This window comes from uncultured Tateyamaria sp., assembly GCF_947503385.1.
Classification (GTDB): Bacteria; Pseudomonadota; Alphaproteobacteria; order Rhodobacterales; family Rhodobacteraceae; genus Tateyamaria.
The window spans coordinates 464,366-482,595 of the sequence record NZ_CANNDO010000002.1 but is presented as its reverse complement, the minus strand read 5'-3'; the positions used below and the strand labels follow the sequence as shown (position 1 = coordinate 482,595).

Sequence of the window (18,230 nt, the reverse complement as noted above, 5' to 3'; positions counted from 1 at the left end):
AAACTTTGATCGGCGTCATGCAGGCTGATATTTTCGATTGATGTTTCAGGTCTTTGGACGCCCGTACGCGGCAATCTTGAGCATAGAAAAACGAGTTTCGTGGTTCACGCCCAGCTTCGGAAAAACCGAATTCAAGACAAGCTTTGAACAGAGCGACGCGCGCGGGCTGCAAAAGCGCGTGACTGACTGCATACGCAGACCGAGGCCATCGTGGCGGTCCTGCTCCTCATGCTTGTCCTGAATGTCGGGCTGGGTGGCATCGACCGTTATTACTTTCACTGGCAATTGCCGTGCTTCCCGGGCGAGTGTGACGCGCGCTGATGGTGGCCATGGCCCTGCTGGCGCTTGCGTTGTTCGTCTGAGTCCTTTTCTACGGCATTCCGTTTGCGCAAAGCGGCGCACCGCGTCAGGCCATGATCTCTGAGATGAGCCTTGCGCCGTTCCCGTCGCGGTTGTCATCGCATCGGTCCAGATGGGTCTAGTTCTGATCCGCGACCTGGACGGGCATCTGGAATTGATCCCCACAGAAGGAGACTTCCAATGCGGGCGGGGCAGCCTTTGTACTTTGTATCGGTTTTGGAATGCCGATTGGCTTTGCCATCGGGGCAGATGATGGTCTACGGGTCGCGGATGAGCGTGTCGATTGTCGGGTTGTTTTGCAGCCGGTGTTCCGCCGGGCCTGTTGATCGGCCTCGTCTGCATGACAAGCGCGGTGTGTGATCGGGCGAATGTGCGCATTTGAGCGCATCCCGCAGGCGATCGCGGAAACGGTGCTAAGCCTCAGCGACAACCGGTATGCGGTGATCGCGATTGTCATTGGTCTGCTGCTGGTGGTGGGCATGATGATAGATATTACCGCGATCCTGATCATTCCGGCCCCCGTGTTTGTGCCGCTGATCGAAAGCGACGGACCGAAGCCGGTTCACGCAGGCGTCATCTTTGACTGTTGGGCAGACGCGGCCCTGCTCTTGCCCCGACACCTCGGCTTTGCCGGATAGACACCAAACCTGAAACCCTAGGGAGACCAACCACGAAGACGACACTCGCAACCCTCGCCTGCGCGGCAAGTGTCGCCTCGGGCGCGCTGGCCAGCTACTATCCCCGCATCGACGTGCTGAACTTGCCATTTGGCTTTTCGGGCAATGCTGCGACCGACGAGCTGTTCGATGGAGACTTCGGCACAGCGTTTGCCGCAGATATCGACGCGGCACGGGGCGATGTGGTTATGCTCGGCGGCCCGGACGCAGGCGGGTTCTTTGCCGTGACCAACTTCAAGCGTCTCATTGCCGATCTGGTCGACTTTGATGGTATCCGCGTGCCACCATCCACGCTGCCGCCGAAAACTGCGTGATCGCCAGCCGCGGGCCCGGCCGGATCATCGGGGCGTCGGATCGCGGGTTGGCCGGGCTGATGGAAAAGATGGAAGTCACCGCCCTGACGGAGGCGCAACATCAGCCGATGGCGGGTGCCGCACAAGCCGCATTCGAGGCGCATGTGAACGAAAACCTCGACGCCAAGGCCGTGGAATTGCCGGATACGTTCAAGGCGGCCGTCGATGCGGCAAACGCCATAACCTATCTCGACTGATCTACCCGGACGGGCGCAACGCCCGTCTTTGCAACGCCGACAGGCCGCCGCGATGGCCTGCCGGACCCGGTGCGCATCCTCAGACACCGGCATTGTCCAGTGCGGTGTTTCCGGCCCTGCGCGCCCGTGACGCGACGGTTGAGATTGAGCTGATCGAGGGGACCGCAACAGAGGCGGAGCCGGGTGGTCTGGTCAATGCCAGCACTTGGGAGCGGCTGCGGGACGAGGTGCTGGATCAATTCCTTGCCGTGCTGCCGGTCGATGCCGTGGTTCTTGGTCTGCACGGTGCGATGATTGCAGATCGTTTCGCCGACTGCAAAGGGGCTCTGATCGAAGCCGTGCGCGATACTGCCGGATCAGACGCCACCCTAGGTGTCACCTTTGACCCGCACAGCCATCTCAGCGCCCGTCGCGTGGACCGCGCGGACATCATCACCGTGTTCAACGCGTTTCCGCACACGGATTTCGTCGATACCGCCGAGGCGTGCGTGGATTTGACCCTGCGCACCGCGCGGGGCGAAATTGCGCCGCTGGTGCGCGTCTTCGGCGTGCGAATGTTCGACGTTTGCCCACCAGCCGTGAATCCATGTGCAGCTTTGTCGATCACCTGTGCGCGATGAAAGCAGAGGGCAAGGCCATGTCGCTGTCTGTTGTCCACGGGTTCTTGGCCGGCGGTTCGCCTGACCTCGGGGCCAAGATCATCGCAATCATTGACAGCGATGCCGACCACGCGGCCCGCATTGCACGCGATTTGTGGCTGGAATTGTTTTCCTTCCGGGCGCGCGCGACGCCCGGGTTTTTGCCAGCACAGGAGGCCCTGCAAATCGCAGCCCGTGCCGACAGGGGGCCGATTGTCATTGCAGATGTGTGGTGCAACCCCGGCGGCGGTGTCGCAGGCGCCTGCACGATCATGTTGCGCGCAGCGCTGACGCCGGGTCGACCAACAACCGCCCTTGGCACGATCTGGGTCGCGATGGCAGTGCGCCTGTGCCACACAGCAGGTGAGAGTGCGTGCTTTCCCCTCCGATTTGGCGGCAAGATGCCCGCCGTTGCCGGTGATCTCATCGACGCCGATGTCACCGTTTTCACACTGAAACGCGATGCCGTGCAAAGCTTTGACACGTCTGTGGTTCCTTTGGGTGATTGCGCGACTGTCCGCGTCGCGGGGACAGATGTGGTCCTGAATTCGAACCGCGCAGAGGCGGCTTCGCCCAATCTGTTTTTGAAACTTGGAATAGACCCATACATCGCGCCAAGTGCTTGTGTTGAAATCCACAAACCACTGTTATGGTGCCTTTGCCTCGGTTGCCGCCGAAATTCTCTACGCGGCCCTAGACGGCCCATACCCCAACAACCCGCGCAACAACGACTATAAGTTGCTCACGCGCGCAATCTGGCCCAAGGTCGGGGACCCCATGGAACGGAGGCAGCATGATGTTTGCCAAAATCGACACCCCAGCGGTTCTTGTCGACCTTGATATCGCGGAGGCTAATATCGACCGGTTTCAGGCACATTGCGATGCCCACGATCTGGCCGTGCGCCCACATATCAAGACCCACAAGCTGCCAATGCTAGCCCAACGTCAGATCACGGCAGGGGCCATCGGCGTCACCTGCCAAAAGATCAGCGAAGCAGAGGCGATGATTGCTCAAGGTGGCATCGATGATGTGTTGCTGACCTACAATGTCCTCGGGCCGCAAAAGCTCGCCCGGCTGCAAGCGCTGGCCAAGCGCGTGCGGCTCACGGTTGTGGCGGACAACAGCACTGTGGTCCAAGGTCTCGCCGCCACATTTGTCGACGCAACGGATCCACTTCGGGTGCTTGTGGAATGCGACACCGGTGCTGCCCGGTGCGGCGTTGTCTCACCGGAGGCCGCCCTATCGCTGGCCAAGCGGATCGCGGAGGCGCCGGGCCTGTCCTTTGCCGGGCTGATGACATACCCGCCCGATGGGCGCGACGCAGAGGTTCAGGATTGGCTGAGCCGTGCAAAAGCTCTCATCGAGGATGCGGGCCAGCCGGTCGCAGTTGTGTCCAACGGCGGATCGCCCGGCATGTGGCGGGCCGAGGCCGTCAGCGTCGCAACGGAATACCGGATCGGCACCTACGCCTATATGGACCGGTCTTTGGTGGCGCGTGGCGTGGCACGCTGGTCGGATTGCGCGCTGACCGTTCTTGCCACTGTCATTTCGGTGCCAACGCAGACCCGCGCGGTGATAGACGCCGGATCAAAGGTGCTCACCTCGGACCTGCTGGGCCTTGCGGGGCACGGCCATGTCCTAGGCCGCCCCGACATCACGGTGGCCGGGCTGTCCGAAGAACATGGGGTGCTGACGGCGTCGGAGATCGGCCTGACGGTCGGCACACAGGTCCGGATTGTGCCCAACCATGCCTGTGTCGTCGCCAACATGCTGGACCATGTGGAATTGATCCGGGGCGACGCGCACGTAGAACGGACACCGGTCGTCGCACGTGGGCAAGTCTGGTGACACGGAACTCTCAGCAGAAACAGGAAACCACATGACCATTAAACGTATCGGAAATGACCGCACAGGGGTGGACGGACAGACGCTGCCCTTTTCGCCTGCCGTGCGGGCGGGCGGATTTGTCTATGTTTCGGGCCAGATCGCGATGAACAACCGGGGCGAGGTCGAACCGGGCGGTATCTAAGCACAGATGCGCCGCACCGGGGAGACGGAACGAAACGTCCTCGAAATGGTGGGTTGCACCTGTAACGACCTGGTCAAGGCGAATTGCTGGTGGGAGGACCCGCGCGATTTCTGCACCTTCAACACGGTCTATGCCGTGGTCTTTCCCGACGGTGGCCCAACGCGTTCGACCGTACGGTCGCAATTGATGGCCGATGCCAAAGTTGAGGTGGACGTGATCACCTACAAAGCCCTTGGCTAGGGGGTCACGGGGAACCGGCTGGCCGCGGCCCACCGGATCGTGCCGCAGCCAGCCGCGTCAATCCAGAGCCGTCAGGCGCGCAGTGGCGTGCTGCGTCCTTGTGACCGCACAGCCAAGACGCATGTGCAAACTACATCCGATCTCTTTTGATTTGACCAACGCCGCTTGCTGACCCTAAAATGAACAATCGTTCAATAACGGGGAGTCGCGCGATGTTCACCCATTCCATGCAGTTCGATCTGGGCGACGATGTGAACGCCCTGCGCGAGATGGTACACCGCTGGGCGCAGGACCGCGTCAAACCTATGGCGGCGCAGATTGACGCCGATAATGCGTTTCCGCCGACACTCTGGCCCGAAATGGGAGAGCTTGGTTTGTTGGGCATCACCGTGGACGAGGCCTATGGCGGTGCCAACATGGGGTATCTGGCCCACACCGTTGCCGTCGAAGAGGTGGCGCGGGCCTCCGCTTCGGTCTCGCTCAGCTATGGGGCGCATTCGAACCTGTGCGTCAACCAGATCAAGCTGAACGGCACCGACGCGCAGAAACAAAAATACTTGCCCGGACTGGTCAGTGGCCAGCATGTCGGCGCGCTTGCCATGTCCGAAGCAGGGGCGGGGTCGGATGTCGTGTCGATGAAGCTGCACGCGGAAAAGCGCAACGACCGCTACATTCTGAATGGCACGAAATACTGGATCACCAACGGCCCCGACGCCGACACGCTGGTGGTCTATGCCAAGACGGACCCGGATGGCGGATCGCGTGGGATCACTGCCTTTCTGATCGAAAAGTCCATGACCGGATTCAGCACCTCGCCGCATTTCGACAAGTTGGGGATGCGCGGGTCGAACACGGCCGAACTGATCTTTGACGATGTCGAAGTGCCTTTTGATAACGTGCTGGGCGAGGAGGGGCGCGGCGTGGCCGTGCTGATGTCGGGCCTTGATTACGAGCGTGTGGTACTGGCGGGCATCGGGCTGGGCATCATGGCCGCCTGCCTTGATGAGATCATGCCGTACATGGCCGAACGTCGTCAGTTCGGCCAGCCCATCGGGTCGTTCCAGCTGATGCAGGGTAAGATTGCCGATATGTATACGGCGATGAATTCGGCGCGCGCCTATGTCTATGAGGTCGCGCGCGCCTGTGACCGGGACACGGTCACGCGGCAGGACGCGGCGGCGTGCTGTCTCTATGCTTCGGAGGAGGCGATGAAGCAGGCGCATCAGGCCGTGCAGGCGATGGGCGGGGCGGGCTTCCTGAATGACGCGCCGGTGGCGCGCATCTTCCGCGATGCCAAGCTGATGGAGATAGGTGCCGGCACGTCCGAGATCCGCCGGATGCTGGTGGGCCGCGAACTGGTCGCGGCGATGGGCTGATGCCCCGCTCGGTCCTGATCACGACAGCGACGCTGGTGGTGCTGGCGGGGTTTGGCGGCTTTTGGCTGGGCCAGCGGCAGGTGACGTTGGACAGCAGTGCCGTGATCGAGGCTGTGGCCCAACGCCATGTGGACATGCACGGCGGTGCGGTGACCGATTGCCTTGGCCTGCCGGGCGAGGGGCGCGCGGTGTTCCACGTGCGCTGCGCGGACGTCCTCTATGCCGTGGACCGGCTGGGCCGGGTGCGCGTGATCGAGGAGAGCGGCATATGAACATGGCGGCACAGTGCCTCGATCATCCGCAGGACGCGGTGGCGCTGATTGATCTGACGGGTGATGCGCGGCGCGACGTGACCTATGGTGACTTGCGCGCGATGGCAGACGGGCTGGCGCGGGCACTGGCCGCGCGGGTGCAGCCGGGCGACCGGGTTGGCGTGCTCTTGTCGCAAACCCCGTGGTGTGCGGCGGCACATCTGGCGATCTGGTCGGTGGGCGCAATCTCTGTGCCGCTGTTCAAGCTCTTCAAGCGCGATGCGCTCTCATCGCGGATATCCGACAGCGGGTTGGATCTGGTGTTGACGGACGCCGAAGGTGCGGCTCTGGTCGGTGATCTGGCGCAGTGCTGGGAAACCGCGACCGCCGGTTGCGCGGGCGCGCCCGTTTCGATTGCTGATGTCACCACGGACACCGCGGCGGTGCTGATCTACACCTCTGGCACCACGGGCAAGCCCAAGGGCGCCTTGCACGGACACGGGGTGCTGGACGGGCACATCCCGGGCGTGGCGCTCAGCCATGACGTGTTGGGCCAGCCGGGCGACTGCTTGTGGACACCTGCCGACTGGGCGTGGATCGGAGGTCTTTTTGACGTGCTGATGCCGGGGCTTGCGCTGGGTGTGCCGGTTGTGGCGGCACGGGCTGGTAAATTTGATGCGGGCACTTGCGCGGACATTGTCGCGCGTGGGGGTGCGCGCAACGTCTTTTTCCCGCCCACGGCGCTGCGGATGCTCAAGGCCGAAGGCGCGCAAATCGACGGATTGAGATCGGTTGCAAGCGGCGGCGAGCCGCTGGGCGCGGAGATGCTGGCCTGGGGTCGCGAGGCATTGGGCGTGACCATCAACGAGTTCTACGGTCAGACCGAATGCAACATGGTTGTGTCGTCCTGTGGTGCCCAATTCGCGGCGAAACCGGGCTGCATGGGTAAGCCCGTGCCGGGCTTTGAAGTGGCGGTGATCGACGGTCAGGGCAATATAACGGATGAAGAGGGCGATATAGCGGTCAGGCGCGGCGCGCCGTCCATGATGCTGCGCTATTGGAACAACCCGCAAGCCACGGCAGAGAAATTCCGCGGAGATTGGTTGTTGACCGGTGACCGCGGTCAATATGACGGAGAGTTCATCCGCTTTGTTGGACGCGATGATGATGTGATCACTTCCGCCGGTTATCGGATCGGCCCGGCAGAGATCGAGGATTGTCTGCTGACCCACCCGGACGTGGCGACTGTGGGCGTGGTTGGCAAACCCGACCCGCTGCGCAATGAAATCGTCAAAGCCTACGTGGTGCCGAAACCCGGCGTGCAACCGGATGCAAAGGCGTTGCAGGACTATGTGCGCAACCGTCTGGCCGCACATTCCTACCCGCGCGAGATTGAATTTCTGGAAGCCTTGCCCATGACCGTCACGGGCAAGGTGATCCGCAAGGCGCTCAAGGCCCGCGCCGCTCAGGAGGGCGAAGCATGACCCGGCATGTGCCCTTAGAACCGCCGCACATAGGCAAAGTTCACCACGATCGGATCAATCTCCGCCGTGCCGATATCGACCCCGTTCAGGGTCACATCGCTGTCAATGTCGATCCAGCGGATATTGGCGCGAAACGCGTCCTTGTCGCTGATCGCGTAATCGACACCCGCCTGCACGGCGAGGCCCCAACTGTCGTCCAGATCCAGATCGCCCAGCGGCGAATCCACATCCGTAAAGGTGGTGTAGTTCACACCCACGCCCAGATAGGGCGTCCATGCCGACTGCGTCGGAAAGTGATAATTGAGCGACAGGGTGGGCGGCAAGTGATCCACCGATCCGGCAAAGCCGATGCCAGACAGCGTGATGTCGTGGGCAAAGGGCGTCGCCGCCAGCAATTCGATCCCCCAGTTGTCGCGGAAGAAGTATTCGCCGGTGATGGTCAGCGCATAGCCATCATCCACCGTTGCGGCGGTACTGGCCACAGTGCCATTGTCGGATTTCGGCAGCACGGCACCAAGGCCCACGCCAAGCGTCCAGTCGCCCTGCGACTGCGCGGTTGCGGATGTTGCGGCCAACGCGGTGAGGAGAAGCGTCGCGCAGAAACGTGTCATGGTTCTGATCCTTTTCGATTGAACAGGACCAGTTTGCGCCGCGCCGCAGCATGTCGCCATGATCTGTGTCAAGCGCAGCCGCGAAACGCGACCAAAAACGCGGTGCTGAACGCTGTGGCCGCCCGCCCATACGAAAGGAAGACCGCATGAAGCTGCAATCGCAGGCGTTGCCGACGTCACAAGCGTTCAAGGACAACCGCGCCGCCCATCTCGACGCAGTGCGCGTTGTAAAAGAGGCGGCGGCACTTGCAGCGGCAGGCGGCGGCGCACGGTTGCGCGAACGGCACCTGTCGCGCGGCAAGATGCTGCCGCGTGATCGGGTGGCGAACCTGCTTGATCCCGGTTCACCGTTCCTTGAGGTGGGTGCGACGGCGGCGCATCGGCTTTATGACGATGCCGCGCCCTGCGCGGGTGTGATCGCGGGCATTGGGTTGGTGCATGGCCGCGAGGTCATGGTGATCTGCAACGACGCCACGGTAAAGGGCGGCACCTACTATCCCATGACGGTCAAAAAGCACCTGCGCGCGCAGGAGATTGCAGAGCAGAACCATCTGCCTTGCGTCTACCTTGTGGACAGTGGGGGGGCGAACCTGCCCAATCAGGACGAGGTGTTCCCCGACCGCGACCACTTTGGCCGCATCTTTTTCAATCAGGCGCAGATGAGCGCAAAAGGTATCGCGCAGATTGCCGTGGTGATGGGGTCTTGCACTGCCGGAGGGGCCTATGTGCCCGCCATGTCCGACGTCACCATTATCGTCAAGGAACAGGGCACAATCTTTCTGGCCGGGCCACCGCTGGTCAAGGCGGCGACGGGCGAGGTGGTCAGCGCAGAGGCGCTGGGGGGCGGGGACGTGCACACGCGGCTGTCGGGCGTGGCGGATTACCTTGCCGAGGATGACGCCCACGCGCTGGCGCTTGCCCGGCAGGCGGTGGCCAGCATTGGCCCTGCACCGGGACACGCGGCCCAGCAAGCGCCCGAACCGCCCGCCTACGATCCCGAAGAGATCCTTGGCGTCGTGCCCGCCGACCTGCGCACGCCCTACGACATCCACGAGGTGATCGCGCGGATTGTGGACGGCAGTCGGTTCGACCCGTTCAAGGCGCGGTTCGGCGAGACGCTGGTGTGCGGCTTTGCCCATATCGAGGGGCTGCCCGTGGGCATCATCGCCAATAACGGTGTGCTGTTTTCCGAAGCGGCCCAAAAGGGCGCGCATTTCGTCGAGCTGTGTTCGCAGCGCAAAATCCCGCTGGTGTTTCTGCAAAACATCACCGGGTTTATGGTCGGTCAGAAATATGAAAACGAAGGGATTGCCCGCCACGGGGCCAAGATGGTGACAGCCGTGGCCACCACGGCGGTGCCCAAGATCACCATGCTGGTGGGCGGCTCATTTGGCGCAGGCAACTACGGCATGGCGGGGCGGGCATATTCCCCGCGCTTCCTGTGGTCGTGGCCCAACTCCCGCATCTCGGTCATGGGCGGCGCACAGGCGGCGGGCGTTCTGGCCACGGTCAAACGCGACGCGATCGAGCGGGGCGGAGGCACGTGGTCCGAAGACGAGGAGGCCGCGTTCAAGCAACCCACAATCGACATGTTCGAGGAGCAATCCCATCCGCTATATGCCTCGGCGCGGCTCTGGGACGATGGCATCATTGATCCCCGCCGCGCCCGCGATGTGCTGCACCTCAGCTTGCGCGCGGCGCTGAACGCCCCCATCGAGGAGACACGCTTTGGCGTGTTCCGCATGTGATGCGCGTGCTGTTTGCGAACAGTCTGGGTGGGTCCCTGCGATCAGTCCCAGGTGGCAGGGTACGCCTTGCGCTCGGTCTGGTCGGCGCTGGGTTGGCGGGTAAAGGACGTGGACGTCGTCCGTTGATACATGCCCATACACGTCCGCACATAGCTCGACAGCCCGTCAAAGGCCGCCTTCGATCCGGCGCGCGCGCAGGCCACGGCATTGCCGACGGTCGTGCCTTCGTACAGGCTGTCGAGGGCGGCGATGGAATCGTCAAACTCCGGAAACTCGATCTTGATCTTGCTGCGGGTCAGCAGCGCTTGCAGATGCGCTTGGGGCGTGATCCCGGCGCCGCGCGCCTCGCCCTTGATCAGGTCGATGAAGCTGCGCAAGGGCGAGCTTGCCCCTTCGGCAGAACAATCAGTCACAAACTGCGCGTAGTCCGGCGTCGCGCCCTTGTCCATCTGGCAGTCCAGTTCGATTGCCTTGGCAATCACCGCCTGGCCCTTACGCCCTTTGCTCTCGGTCTCGATCGTTGTGTTGTGCGACAGGTCCAGAAGGATATTGAGGGTAAAGCCGTTGTCTTCGAACACCGACATATGTTCGGATTTCAGTGTGCCGGTGGCACTGTATTGTCCAGACATCAAAATACTCCGTTCAAATGCGGGCCTGGGGCCCATGGGGAAAAAAGCCGACGGGTTATCAGCCGTTACGTGAAATATTCCCGCAATTGTTGCAGATGGTCGCGGTCTCCGCAACGGAAACCGGCGGCATTGTGCTGGAAAGGACTGGCCCATGTTTGACACGATCCTGATCGCGAACCGGGGCGAGATTGCCTGCCGGATCATGGAGACGGCCCAAGGGATGGGTGTGCGTTGTGTTGCGGTCTATTCGGATGCGGATGCATCAGCGCGCCATGTGGCCATGGCGGATGCCGCGGTGCATATCGGTGGCCCGGCACCTGCGGACAGCTACCTGAGGGGCGATGCGATCATCGCGGCGGCACAGGCGACCGGCGCGCAGGCGATCCATCCTGGCTATGGGTTTCTGTCCGAAAACCCGGATTTCGTGGAGGCGGTCGCGGCGGCGGGGCTGACCTTTATCGGTCCGTCTGCGGATGCGATCCGGGCCATGGGTCTCAAGGATGCGGCCAAGGCGCTGATGATTGAGGCGGGCGTGCCGGTTGTGCCCGGCTATCACGGGGCGGATCAGGACGACGCGCTGCTGGCGGCGGAGGCGGACAAGATCGGCTATCCGGTGCTGATCAAGGCTGTTGCGGGCGGCGGCGGCAAGGGGATGCGGGTCGTGGACGAGGCGGGCGGCTTTGCCGATGCGCTGGCCTCGGCCCGGAACGAGGCGCGCACTGCCTTTGGCAATGCGGATGTGCTGGTCGAGAAATTCGTGGCGCAGCCCCGGCATATCGAGGTGCAGGTCTTTGGCGACGGCACCCGCGCGCTGCACCTGTTCGAGCGGGATTGTTCCCTGCAACGCCGCCACCAAAAGGTCATCGAAGAGGCGCCAGCCCCCGGCATGACGTCCGAATTGCGCAGCGCGATGGGTGCCGCTGCCGTCAAGGCGGCGGAGGCAATTGGCTACAAGGGCGCGGGCACGGTCGAATTCATTGTCGATGGCAGCGGCGCGCTGCGGCCCGACGGGTTCTTTTTCATGGAGATGAACACGCGCTTGCAGGTCGAACATCCGGTGACCGAGGCGATCACAGGCGTTGACCTAGTGGAATGGCAGTTGCGGGTCGCCGCCGGAGAGGGGTTGCCCTGCGCGCAGGAGGATCTGGCGATTGACGGCCACAGCTTTGAGGCGCGGCTTTATGCCGAGGACGTGCCCGCAGGGTTCCTGCCCGCGACCGGCACGCTGTCTCACCTGCGCTTCCCTGCGGATGCGCGCGCCGACAGCGGCGTGCGTGCGGGCGACACGATCAGCCCGCACTACGATCCGATGATCGCCAAGCTGATTGTGCACGGGCGCACGCGGTCCGTGGCGTTGCAAAAGCTGGCGCGTGCGCTGGCGGGGACCGAGGTGGCCGGGACGGTCACGAACCTGTCCTTTCTGGGCGCGTTGGCAGGGCACGCGGGCTTTGCCGCGGGCGAGGTCGACACCGGCCTGATTGCGCGGGACATTGACGCGCTGACAGCGGAGCAGGGCACCGAGCCCCTGCATATCATCGCCGCGGCAATGTGCGTGAGCGGGCTGGATCAGCCGGGCGGCGGCAGGGGCTTTGCCTTGTGGCAGCCGCTGTTGCGGACGGTGCCGCTGGGGCAGGGGGACGCGCGTCTGGACCCGCAGGTCGAAGCTTTCAGCAATGCGCGGCAGGTCTGGCATGTGGACGGCACGGCACATGAGGTTGTGCGCCGGGATGGCGCGTGGTGGAGCGGGACGCGCCCCGTGCCGCGCGCAGTGCAGCACGACAGGGCCGTGACGGTGTTCGACGACCGGGCGCTGGCCTTTGAGGCGGTGGACCTTTTGCAGGTGCAAAGCGATGCGGGTGGCGACGCCAACCTGATCGAGGCCCCGATGCCGGGGCTTGTCCGCGATGTCTTTGCGGCGCAGGGTGCTCAGGTGTCCAAGGGCGACCGGCTGGTGTTGCTTGAGGCGATGAAGATGGAACATGGGCTGACCGCCTCGCGCGACGGGACCGTGGCGGAGGTGCTGGTGGCGCAGGGCGATCAGGTCACGGCAGGGGCCGCGCTGATCCGGTTGGAGGACGAGGCATGATCACGTTGCACCACTGTCCGCAGACGCGTTCAATGCGCACGCTGTGGCTGCTGCACGAATTGGACATCGAGTTTCGCGTGGCCATCCACCCGTTCGACAAATCCCTGCGGCGGCCCGAGTTCCTGACCGTCAGCCCGGCGGGCCGCGTGCCCGCGCTGGAAATTGACGGCGAGCGGATGTTCGAGACCGGCGCGATCACGCAGTACCTTTGCGAGCGGTTCAGCCCCGACGGGCTCGGCCGCAGCCCCGGCAGCCCGGACCGGATGGCGTGGCTGGTCTGGGTGAACTTTGCCGAGACCATAAGCCAGCACACGGCGGCACTGACCCAGCAGCACGTGGCGCTTTATGATGACACGATGCGCAGCCCCATCGTGATGAAGCTGGAGGCGGCACGGGTGCGCAAATGCTATGACGCGATCGAGGCGCGGCTGTCCACGCCGGTGGAAAACCGCGACTACCTGCTGACCTCGGGTTTTTCGGCGGCAGATGTGTCGGTGGGGCAGGCGGTCTATATGGCGCGGCATTTTGCGGCTCTGGACGATTACCCCGAAACCGCGCGCTGGTACGCGCGGATCACGGAACGGGCGGGGTTTCAGGCAAGCCTGCCGGACGCCGACACGCGGCTATATACGCGGGATTTCTACCCTGCTTGGGAGGTTTAGATGCTGGGACCGGTTGAGATTTACGAAGTGGGCCCGCGCGACGGCCTGCAAAACGAGCCGGGCGAGATTTCGGTGGCGGATAAGGTGGCGCTGGTCGACCGGCTGAGCGCTGCGGGCTTCCGTCGGATCGAATGCGCCAGCTTTGTCAGCCCGAAATGGGTGCCACAGATGGCGGGCAGCGCCGAGGTTTTGCAGGGCATCACCCGCGCACCCGGCGTGCGCTATGGCGCGCTGACGCCCAATATGCGTGGATTTGACGATGCGCGGGCGGCAGGGGCCGACGAGGTTGCCGTGTTCGGCAGCGCCTCCGAAGGGTTCTCGCAGGCCAATGTCAACGCAAGCGTTGACGGCGCGCTGGAACGGTTTGCCCCGGTGATCGAAGCGGCGCGGGCAATTGATTTGCCGGTGCGGGGCTATGTGTCGTGCGTGGTGGAATGCCCCTATGACGGACCGGTGGACCCCAGTGCGGTGGCGCGCGTGGCGGATCGGCTTTTTGCCATGGGATGCTACGAGATATCGCTGGGTGACACGTTGGGCCGGGCCACCCCGGACGGGATCGTGCGCATGTTGATGGCGGTGCGGGACGTGGTGCCAGTTGGCCGCCTTGCGGGGCATTATCACAACACGGGCGGGCAGGCGCTGAGCAATATCGACGCCTCGCTGAGCCTTGGTGTGCGGGTGTTCGATGCCAGCGTGGGTGGTTTGGGGGGATGTCCCTACGCGCGAGGTGCCGCCGGGAATGTCGCGACCGAAGAGGTTGCGGCACATCTGGAGCGGTTGGGCTATGAGACCGGCCTTGATCTGGAGGCGGTGAATGCAGCGGCGGATTTTGCCCGCGACTTGCGCCGGGGGGACTGATCCGTGGCGGACACTGTAACCGTTGAGACCGACGCACGTGGCGTGGCCACGCTGACGCTGGATCGTGCGGACAAGCACAATGCGCTGGATGCCGCAACGATGACCGCATTGACCGACGCTGCACAGGCGCTTGGGCAGGACGATGCGGTGCGGGTGGTAGTGTTGCGCGGGGCGGGCAAGAGCTTTTGCGCGGGCGGTGATCTGAACTGGATGCAGGCCCAGATGGGGGCCGACGGGCCCGCGCGGGCGCGCGAGGCGCGGCGTTTGGCCGACATGCTGTGGGCGCTGAACACGCTGCCCAAGCCATTGATCGGCGTTGTGCATGGCAACGCGTTTGGCGGCGGTGTCGGCATGGCGGCGGTCTGTGACGTAGCGCTTGGTGCCGACCGCGCGAAATTCGCGTTGACCGAGACCCGGCTGGGATTGATCCCGGCCACCATCGGGCCGTACGTGATTGCCCGCATGGGCGAGGGTCGCGCGCGCCGCGTGTTCATGTCGGGCCGGGTGTTTGATGCGGCCGAGGCGGTGCGGCTGGGACTGTTGGCGCAAGCTGTGCCTGCGGATGCGCTTGAGGCGACAATCGAGGCTGAGATCACACCCTATCTGTCCTGCGCCCCCGGTGCGGTTGCCGCTGCCAAGGCGTTGGCGCGCAGTTTGGGGCAGGGGATCACGCAAGAGCAGATCGACCAATCCGTGGCCGCACTGGGACGTCAATGGGAGACTGACGCTGCACGCGAAGGCGTCGCCGCCTTTTTCGAAAAGCGGCCCGCGTCTTGGGTGACCGGGAGCTAACAGGCCTCCGGGGCGTCGCCCGCAAAATGGGGCCGCCGCGCGCGCAGTGCATCCGAGACAAAGCGGGAAAAGGTCGCGATGCGCGGCACGTGCCGCAGGTCGGCATGGGTCAGCACCCAGACCGAAGGATAGGGCATCAGCGCGAGCCCCGGAATGCGGGCAAGGTCGGGATCGGTGTCGCCCAGAAAACAGGCCATGCGGGTGGCGCCCAAACCGGCACGCACTGCGCCGATCATTGCCACCATGTCATCCAGATACATCACGACGGAAGTGTCCGGATACGCCTCCATCACCGGTTTGGGGGGCCGTTCCCAATGCACAAAACGCAACCAGTCGAGGCCGGTCGCCCCTTTGGCCACCACCTCTGCGACATAGTCGCGATGCGCGTAGACAGCAGAGCTTTGGGATGCGACGCGCCGCCCGACCAGATCCGGATCGGGGTCATTTGCGATGCGGATCGCCACGTCCGCCTCGCGGTGGGCAAGGTTCAGCGTCGCATTGGCCCCCAGAACGGTCAGGGCAATGCCGGGATATTGTTTGACGAAGTCGCCAAAGATCGGCGCAAGCACAGCTTGGATCATCAACTGCGGCGCGGTCACGGTCAGCGGGCCGCTCAGGCTGTCCTCGCGCGCCGCAATCGCGCGGCTGAGCGTGGCGTGTTCGGTCTCGAACACTGCGGCGGCGCGGGCGGCGTCCTGTCCGGCCTCGGTCGGCACATACCCCGTGGGCCTGCGGTCGAACAGCGGGGCACCCAACGCGGCCTCGGCGGCGGCGATGCGGCGGGCGACCGTGGCGTGGTTCACCCCCAACTCGCGGGCGGCACCGCTCAGCCCGCCATGCCGGACTGTTTCCAGCACAAAGCGCAGATCACCCCAGTCCATTGGCATCCCCTCTCCTGATCATTCCTGCACAGGGGTATATCGCAGATTGCCGGTTTTCGCACAATAGTGCGGCGCATAGCGTGGCCGGGTCTCAATCAGGAAAGGCCAGAGATGACTGCTTATGCCATTGCCATGCTCCGTATCACCGATGCCGAGAAAATCGCCGAATACCGCACCAAGGCCGCTGACGCGCTGGCACAACACGGGGGGGAGGTTGTGCACGCCGCCGCCGGTCCAAAAGTGCTGGAGGGGCAACCGATTGTGCCGGACATGATCGCCGTGCTGAGGTTCCCAGATACAGAAGCGGCAGAGGCGTGGATGGCGGACCCAACGCTGCAAGATGTCCACGCGCTGCGCCGTGGGGCGGGGTCGTCCGATATCCTGCTGTTTTGATCCACGGCGCGCTGCGGCGCGGCTTTATCGGGAACGGCGGGCAATGTGCGGCGATATTGCCCGCCGGGTTCATGCGGATTTGACCTTTGGCTTTATTGACGCTGCCGTGCAGCGCGCGTAAACCCGAGGACGTCAACATTGCCACTTGACCCCAGGCGCAGACACAGATGCGCAGGTAAAGGAGCCCAACGTGGAAGAGATGCTGCGGGAGTACCTCCCCATTCTCGTGTTTTTGGCCGTCGCCATTGGCCTCGGTCTTGTTCTGATCCTCGCCGCTGTCGTTCTTGCCGTGCGCAACCCGGACCCTGAAAAGGTGTCGGCCTACGAGTGCGGCTTTAACGCGTTCGACGATGCGCGGATGAAATTTGATGTCCGGTTCTACCTCGTGTCGATCCTCTTCATCATCTTTGATCTCGAGATCGCCTTTCTGTTTCCGTGGGCCGTTGCGTTCCAGGACATCAGCATGGCCGGGTTCTGGTCCATGATGGTTTTTCTGGGCGTCCTGACCATCGGGTTCGCCTACGAGTGGAAGAAGGGGGCGCTGGAATGGCAGTGACGGACACCGGATCGCTTGGCCCGGCCTATGCCGGCGGCGACAAAGAGCATGGCACGCAGGCCCTGAATGCCGAGTTGCAGGACAAGGGGTTCCTGCTGACCTCAACCGACGACATCATCAACTGGGCGCGCACGGGCAGCTTGCACTGGATGACCTTTGGTCTGGCCTGCTGCGCAGTTGAGATGATGCACACGTCGATGCCCCGCTACGACCTTGAACGGTTCGGCACCGCGCCGCGCGCGTCGCCGCGCCAGTCCGACCTGATGATCGTGGCGGGTACGCTGACCAACAAGATGGCGCCCGCCCTGCGCAAGGTCTACGACCAGATGCCCGAGCCACGCTATGTGATCTCTATGGGCTCCTGTGCCAATGGCGGCGGCTATTACCACTACAGCTATTCCGTGGTGCGCGGCTGCGACCGCATTGTGCCCGTGGACGTCTATGTCCCCGGCTGCCCGCCGACGGCCGAAGCGCTGCTTTATGGCATTCTACAGCTGCAACGCAAAATCCGCCGCACCGGCACAATCGTCCGCTAAGGGGAACCTATGACCGACGCCCTCACAGAACTTGGCACCTATCTCGAAGCCAAGCGTACCGATTGCGTGCTGGCCTGGGACGTGACCCATGACGAGCTGAACGTGGATGTGGCACCCGCCAGCCTCACCGGCTTTGTCGAGTTCCTCAAGACCGACAGCGCTTGCAAGTTTTCCACGCTGGTGGACATCACGGCGGTGGATTACCCAGGCCGGGCCAAGCGGTTCGACGTGGTCTACCACCTGCTGAGCATGTACCAGAACCACCGCATCCGCTTGCGCGTCAGCGTGCGCGAAGAGGACATGGTGCCCTCGATCACGGGCATCCACCCCTCGGCCAACTGGTTCGAACGCGAGGTGTTCGACATGTTTGGCCTGCTGTTCTCGGGTCACCCGGACCTACGGCGCATCCTCACCGACTATGGCTTTCGCGGCTTTCCGTTGCGCAAGGATTTCCCGACGACAGGCTATACCGAAGTGCGGTACGATGAGGCGGAAAAGCGCGTGGTCTATGAACCCGTCAGCCTTGTTCAGGAATACCGCCAGTTTGATTTCATGAGCCCGTGGGAAGGGGCGGAATACATCCTGCCCGGCGATGAAAAGAAAGAAGAGGGTGCCACATGACAACTGTGACACGCGCCCTGCGCTGCGCGATCATCCATCCCGGCGTTTTGCGCAGTCGGATGAGGGTGGGGTAGTGGAGATGCTGATCTGGCTTCTTGTGATCGCGGCGACGATCATTCCCATGTTCAAGCTGCTGCCACATTTCGGGATCAACCAGTACTGGGCCTTCCTGTGCGTTGTGGCACCCATTGGGCAGATTGCCCTGTTGTGGTTCATGGCCATCCGGCTGCAGGACCTGGAAAAGCGCTGAG

At 63.4% G+C, this 18,230-nt stretch carries 24 protein-coding genes and 1 pseudogene; 21 read left to right on the top strand and 4 right to left on the bottom strand.

Going from position 1 to position 18,230, the window contains the following annotated elements; genetic code table 11:
* Positions 1–45: 45 nt before the first annotated feature.
* The gene (locus Q1A85_RS08390; RefSeq protein WP_299687261.1) at positions 46–279 is read right to left on the bottom strand and encodes a hypothetical protein; all 234 of its coding nucleotides are present in this window, start codon (positions 277–279) and stop codon (positions 46–48) included.
* A 449-nt stretch (positions 280–728) separates the two neighbouring features.
* On the opposite strand from Q1A85_RS08390, the gene Q1A85_RS08385 reads away from it, so the two are divergent.
* The 11 genes and pseudogenes from Q1A85_RS08385 to Q1A85_RS08335 all read left to right on the top strand — a co-directional run bounded on the left by Q1A85_RS08385 (position 729) and on the right by Q1A85_RS08335 (position 7,606).
* On the top strand, positions 729–998 hold the full coding sequence (locus Q1A85_RS08385; RefSeq protein WP_299687260.1) for a TRAP transporter large permease subunit: 270 nt from the start codon (positions 729–731) through the stop codon (positions 996–998).
* Between the two features lie 122 nt (positions 999–1,120).
* A complete protein-coding gene (locus Q1A85_RS08380; protein WP_299687259.1) occupies positions 1,121–1,351 on the top strand; it encodes a hypothetical protein in 231 nt (76 codons plus the stop codon).
* Positions 1,348–1,587: a hypothetical protein gene (locus Q1A85_RS08375; RefSeq protein ID WP_299687257.1), complete on the top strand. Its 240-nt coding sequence runs from the start codon at positions 1,348–1,350 to the stop codon at positions 1,585–1,587. The genes Q1A85_RS08380 and Q1A85_RS08375 overlap by 4 nt, the downstream gene beginning before the upstream one ends.
* A 104-nt stretch (positions 1,588–1,691) precedes the next feature.
* Positions 1,692–2,356 (top strand): annotated as a pseudogene (locus Q1A85_RS08370) (M81 family metallopeptidase); the annotation flags it as partial.
* A gap of 141 nt (positions 2,357–2,497) precedes the next feature.
* Positions 2,498–2,962, top strand: coding sequence for an MlrC C-terminal domain-containing protein (locus tag Q1A85_RS22965; protein WP_366140579.1), 465 nt, complete (start codon positions 2,498–2,500; stop codon positions 2,960–2,962).
* 56 nt (positions 2,963–3,018) lie between these two features.
* Complete coding sequence (locus Q1A85_RS08360; RefSeq protein WP_299687254.1) at positions 3,019–4,074, top strand: D-TA family PLP-dependent enzyme; 1,056 nt, start codon at positions 3,019–3,021, stop codon at positions 4,072–4,074.
* Between the two features lie 31 nt (positions 4,075–4,105).
* Positions 4,106–4,255, top strand: a complete 150-nt coding sequence (locus Q1A85_RS08355) for a hypothetical protein (protein WP_299687252.1) — start codon at positions 4,106–4,108, stop codon at positions 4,253–4,255.
* 6 nt (positions 4,256–4,261) lie between these two features.
* Positions 4,262–4,495 carry a Rid family hydrolase gene (locus Q1A85_RS08350; RefSeq protein ID WP_299687250.1) on the top strand — a complete coding sequence of 78 codons (234 nt, stop codon included), beginning with the start codon at positions 4,262–4,264 and terminating at the stop codon, positions 4,493–4,495.
* A gap of 212 nt (positions 4,496–4,707) precedes the next feature.
* The gene (locus tag Q1A85_RS08345; protein ID WP_299687248.1) at positions 4,708–5,871 is read left to right on the top strand and encodes an isovaleryl-CoA dehydrogenase; all 1,164 of its coding nucleotides are present in this window, start codon (positions 4,708–4,710) and stop codon (positions 5,869–5,871) included.
* A complete protein-coding gene (locus tag Q1A85_RS08340) occupies positions 5,871–6,143 on the top strand; it encodes a hypothetical protein (protein ID WP_299687246.1) in 273 nt (90 codons plus the stop codon). Before Q1A85_RS08345 ends, Q1A85_RS08340 begins: the two co-directional genes overlap by 1 nt.
* Positions 6,140–7,606, top strand: a complete 1,467-nt coding sequence (locus Q1A85_RS08335) for an AMP-binding protein (RefSeq protein WP_299687244.1) — start codon at positions 6,140–6,142, stop codon at positions 7,604–7,606. Before Q1A85_RS08340 ends, Q1A85_RS08335 begins: the two co-directional genes overlap by 4 nt.
* Before the next feature lie 14 nt (positions 7,607–7,620).
* Here the strand turns inward: Q1A85_RS08335 and Q1A85_RS08330 are convergent, their stop codons facing one another.
* A complete protein-coding gene (locus Q1A85_RS08330; RefSeq protein WP_299687242.1) occupies positions 7,621–8,217 on the bottom strand; it encodes an OmpW family outer membrane protein in 597 nt (198 codons plus the stop codon).
* A gap of 146 nt (positions 8,218–8,363) precedes the next feature.
* Between Q1A85_RS08330 and Q1A85_RS08325 the strand changes: the two genes are divergently transcribed.
* Complete coding sequence (locus Q1A85_RS08325; protein ID WP_299687240.1) at positions 8,364–9,965, top strand: carboxyl transferase domain-containing protein; 1,602 nt, start codon at positions 8,364–8,366, stop codon at positions 9,963–9,965.
* Between the two features lie 41 nt (positions 9,966–10,006).
* On the opposite strand, the gene Q1A85_RS08320 is transcribed toward Q1A85_RS08325, so the two are convergent.
* A complete protein-coding gene (locus tag Q1A85_RS08320) occupies positions 10,007–10,594 on the bottom strand; it encodes a hypothetical protein (protein ID WP_299687238.1) in 588 nt (195 codons plus the stop codon).
* Positions 10,595–10,745: 151 nt separating this feature from the next.
* On the opposite strand from Q1A85_RS08320, the gene Q1A85_RS08315 reads away from it, so the two are divergent.
* From Q1A85_RS08315 to Q1A85_RS08300, 4 genes are read left to right on the top strand one after another with little or no spacing between them, the layout of a single operon-like run.
* Positions 10,746–12,680 carry a biotin carboxylase N-terminal domain-containing protein gene (locus Q1A85_RS08315; protein ID WP_299687236.1) on the top strand — a complete coding sequence of 645 codons (1,935 nt, stop codon included), beginning with the start codon at positions 10,746–10,748 and terminating at the stop codon, positions 12,678–12,680.
* On the top strand, positions 12,677–13,342 hold the full coding sequence (locus Q1A85_RS08310) for a glutathione S-transferase family protein (RefSeq protein WP_299687234.1): 666 nt from the start codon (positions 12,677–12,679) through the stop codon (positions 13,340–13,342). The genes Q1A85_RS08315 and Q1A85_RS08310 overlap by 4 nt, the downstream gene beginning before the upstream one ends.
* On the top strand, positions 13,343–14,200 hold the full coding sequence (locus Q1A85_RS08305; protein ID WP_299687232.1) for a hydroxymethylglutaryl-CoA lyase: 858 nt from the start codon (positions 13,343–13,345) through the stop codon (positions 14,198–14,200).
* Positions 14,201–14,203: 3 nt separating this feature from the next.
* Positions 14,204–14,992 carry a crotonase/enoyl-CoA hydratase family protein gene (locus Q1A85_RS08300; protein ID WP_299687231.1) on the top strand — a complete coding sequence of 263 codons (789 nt, stop codon included), beginning with the start codon at positions 14,204–14,206 and terminating at the stop codon, positions 14,990–14,992.
* Here Q1A85_RS08300 and Q1A85_RS08295 read toward each other — a convergent pair.
* A complete protein-coding gene (locus tag Q1A85_RS08295; protein ID WP_299687229.1) occupies positions 14,989–15,879 on the bottom strand; it encodes a LysR family transcriptional regulator in 891 nt (296 codons plus the stop codon). The two genes, Q1A85_RS08300 and Q1A85_RS08295, sit on opposite strands and share 4 nt — an antisense overlap.
* A 105-nt stretch (positions 15,880–15,984) precedes the next feature.
* On the opposite strand from Q1A85_RS08295, the gene Q1A85_RS08290 reads away from it, so the two are divergent.
* The 5 genes from Q1A85_RS08290 (at position 15,985) to Q1A85_RS08270 (ending at position 18,229) form a co-directional block, all read left to right on the top strand.
* Positions 15,985–16,266: a DUF1330 domain-containing protein gene (locus tag Q1A85_RS08290; protein WP_299687227.1), complete on the top strand. Its 282-nt coding sequence runs from the start codon at positions 15,985–15,987 to the stop codon at positions 16,264–16,266.
* Positions 16,267–16,456: 190 nt separating this feature from the next.
* Complete coding sequence (locus Q1A85_RS08285; RefSeq protein ID WP_039687742.1) at positions 16,457–16,822, top strand: NADH-quinone oxidoreductase subunit A; 366 nt, start codon at positions 16,457–16,459, stop codon at positions 16,820–16,822.
* Positions 16,813–17,358, top strand: coding sequence for an NADH-quinone oxidoreductase subunit B (locus tag Q1A85_RS08280; RefSeq protein ID WP_299687209.1), 546 nt, complete (start codon positions 16,813–16,815; stop codon positions 17,356–17,358). Before Q1A85_RS08285 ends, Q1A85_RS08280 begins: the two co-directional genes overlap by 10 nt.
* Positions 17,359–17,367: 9 nt before the next feature.
* The gene (locus Q1A85_RS08275; protein ID WP_299687207.1) at positions 17,368–17,979 is read left to right on the top strand and encodes an NADH-quinone oxidoreductase subunit C; all 612 of its coding nucleotides are present in this window, start codon (positions 17,368–17,370) and stop codon (positions 17,977–17,979) included.
* Between the two features lie 79 nt (positions 17,980–18,058).
* On the top strand, positions 18,059–18,229 hold the full coding sequence (locus Q1A85_RS08270; RefSeq protein ID WP_299688603.1) for a hypothetical protein: 171 nt from the start codon (positions 18,059–18,061) through the stop codon (positions 18,227–18,229).
* Position 18,230: the final 1 nt, after the last annotated feature.

Coding starts and splice junctions, on each gene's coding strand:
- Q1A85_RS08385 (WP_299687260.1), top strand. CDS start 729: ATGTGCGCATTTGAGCGCATCCCGCAGGCGATCGCGGAAACGGTGCTA.
- Q1A85_RS22965 (WP_366140579.1), top strand. CDS start 2,498: ATGTTGCGCGCAGCGCTGACGCCGGGTCGACCAACAACCGCCCTTGGC.
- Q1A85_RS08360 (WP_299687254.1), top strand. CDS start 3,019: ATGATGTTTGCCAAAATCGACACCCCAGCGGTTCTTGTCGACCTTGAT.
- Q1A85_RS08355 (WP_299687252.1), top strand. CDS start 4,106: ATGACCATTAAACGTATCGGAAATGACCGCACAGGGGTGGACGGACAG.
- Q1A85_RS08350 (WP_299687250.1), top strand. CDS start 4,262: ATGCGCCGCACCGGGGAGACGGAACGAAACGTCCTCGAAATGGTGGGT.
- Q1A85_RS08345 (WP_299687248.1), top strand. CDS start 4,708: ATGTTCACCCATTCCATGCAGTTCGATCTGGGCGACGATGTGAACGCC.
- Q1A85_RS08340 (WP_299687246.1), top strand. CDS start 5,871: ATGCCCCGCTCGGTCCTGATCACGACAGCGACGCTGGTGGTGCTGGCG.
- Q1A85_RS08335 (WP_299687244.1), top strand. CDS start 6,140: ATGAACATGGCGGCACAGTGCCTCGATCATCCGCAGGACGCGGTGGCG.
- Q1A85_RS08330 (WP_299687242.1), bottom strand. CDS start 8,217: ATGACACGTTTCTGCGCGACGCTTCTCCTCACCGCGTTGGCCGCAACA.
- Q1A85_RS08325 (WP_299687240.1), top strand. CDS start 8,364: ATGAAGCTGCAATCGCAGGCGTTGCCGACGTCACAAGCGTTCAAGGAC.
- Q1A85_RS08320 (WP_299687238.1), bottom strand. CDS start 10,594: ATGTCTGGACAATACAGTGCCACCGGCACACTGAAATCCGAACATATG.
- Q1A85_RS08315 (WP_299687236.1), top strand. CDS start 10,746: ATGTTTGACACGATCCTGATCGCGAACCGGGGCGAGATTGCCTGCCGG.
- Q1A85_RS08310 (WP_299687234.1), top strand. CDS start 12,677: ATGATCACGTTGCACCACTGTCCGCAGACGCGTTCAATGCGCACGCTG.
- Q1A85_RS08305 (WP_299687232.1), top strand. CDS start 13,343: ATGCTGGGACCGGTTGAGATTTACGAAGTGGGCCCGCGCGACGGCCTG.
- Q1A85_RS08295 (WP_299687229.1), bottom strand. CDS start 15,879: ATGCCAATGGACTGGGGTGATCTGCGCTTTGTGCTGGAAACAGTCCGG.
- Q1A85_RS08290 (WP_299687227.1), top strand. CDS start 15,985: ATGACTGCTTATGCCATTGCCATGCTCCGTATCACCGATGCCGAGAAA.
- Q1A85_RS08280 (WP_299687209.1), top strand. CDS start 16,813: ATGGCAGTGACGGACACCGGATCGCTTGGCCCGGCCTATGCCGGCGGC.
- Q1A85_RS08275 (WP_299687207.1), top strand. CDS start 17,368: ATGACCGACGCCCTCACAGAACTTGGCACCTATCTCGAAGCCAAGCGT.
- Q1A85_RS08270 (WP_299688603.1), top strand. CDS start 18,059: ATGCTGATCTGGCTTCTTGTGATCGCGGCGACGATCATTCCCATGTTC.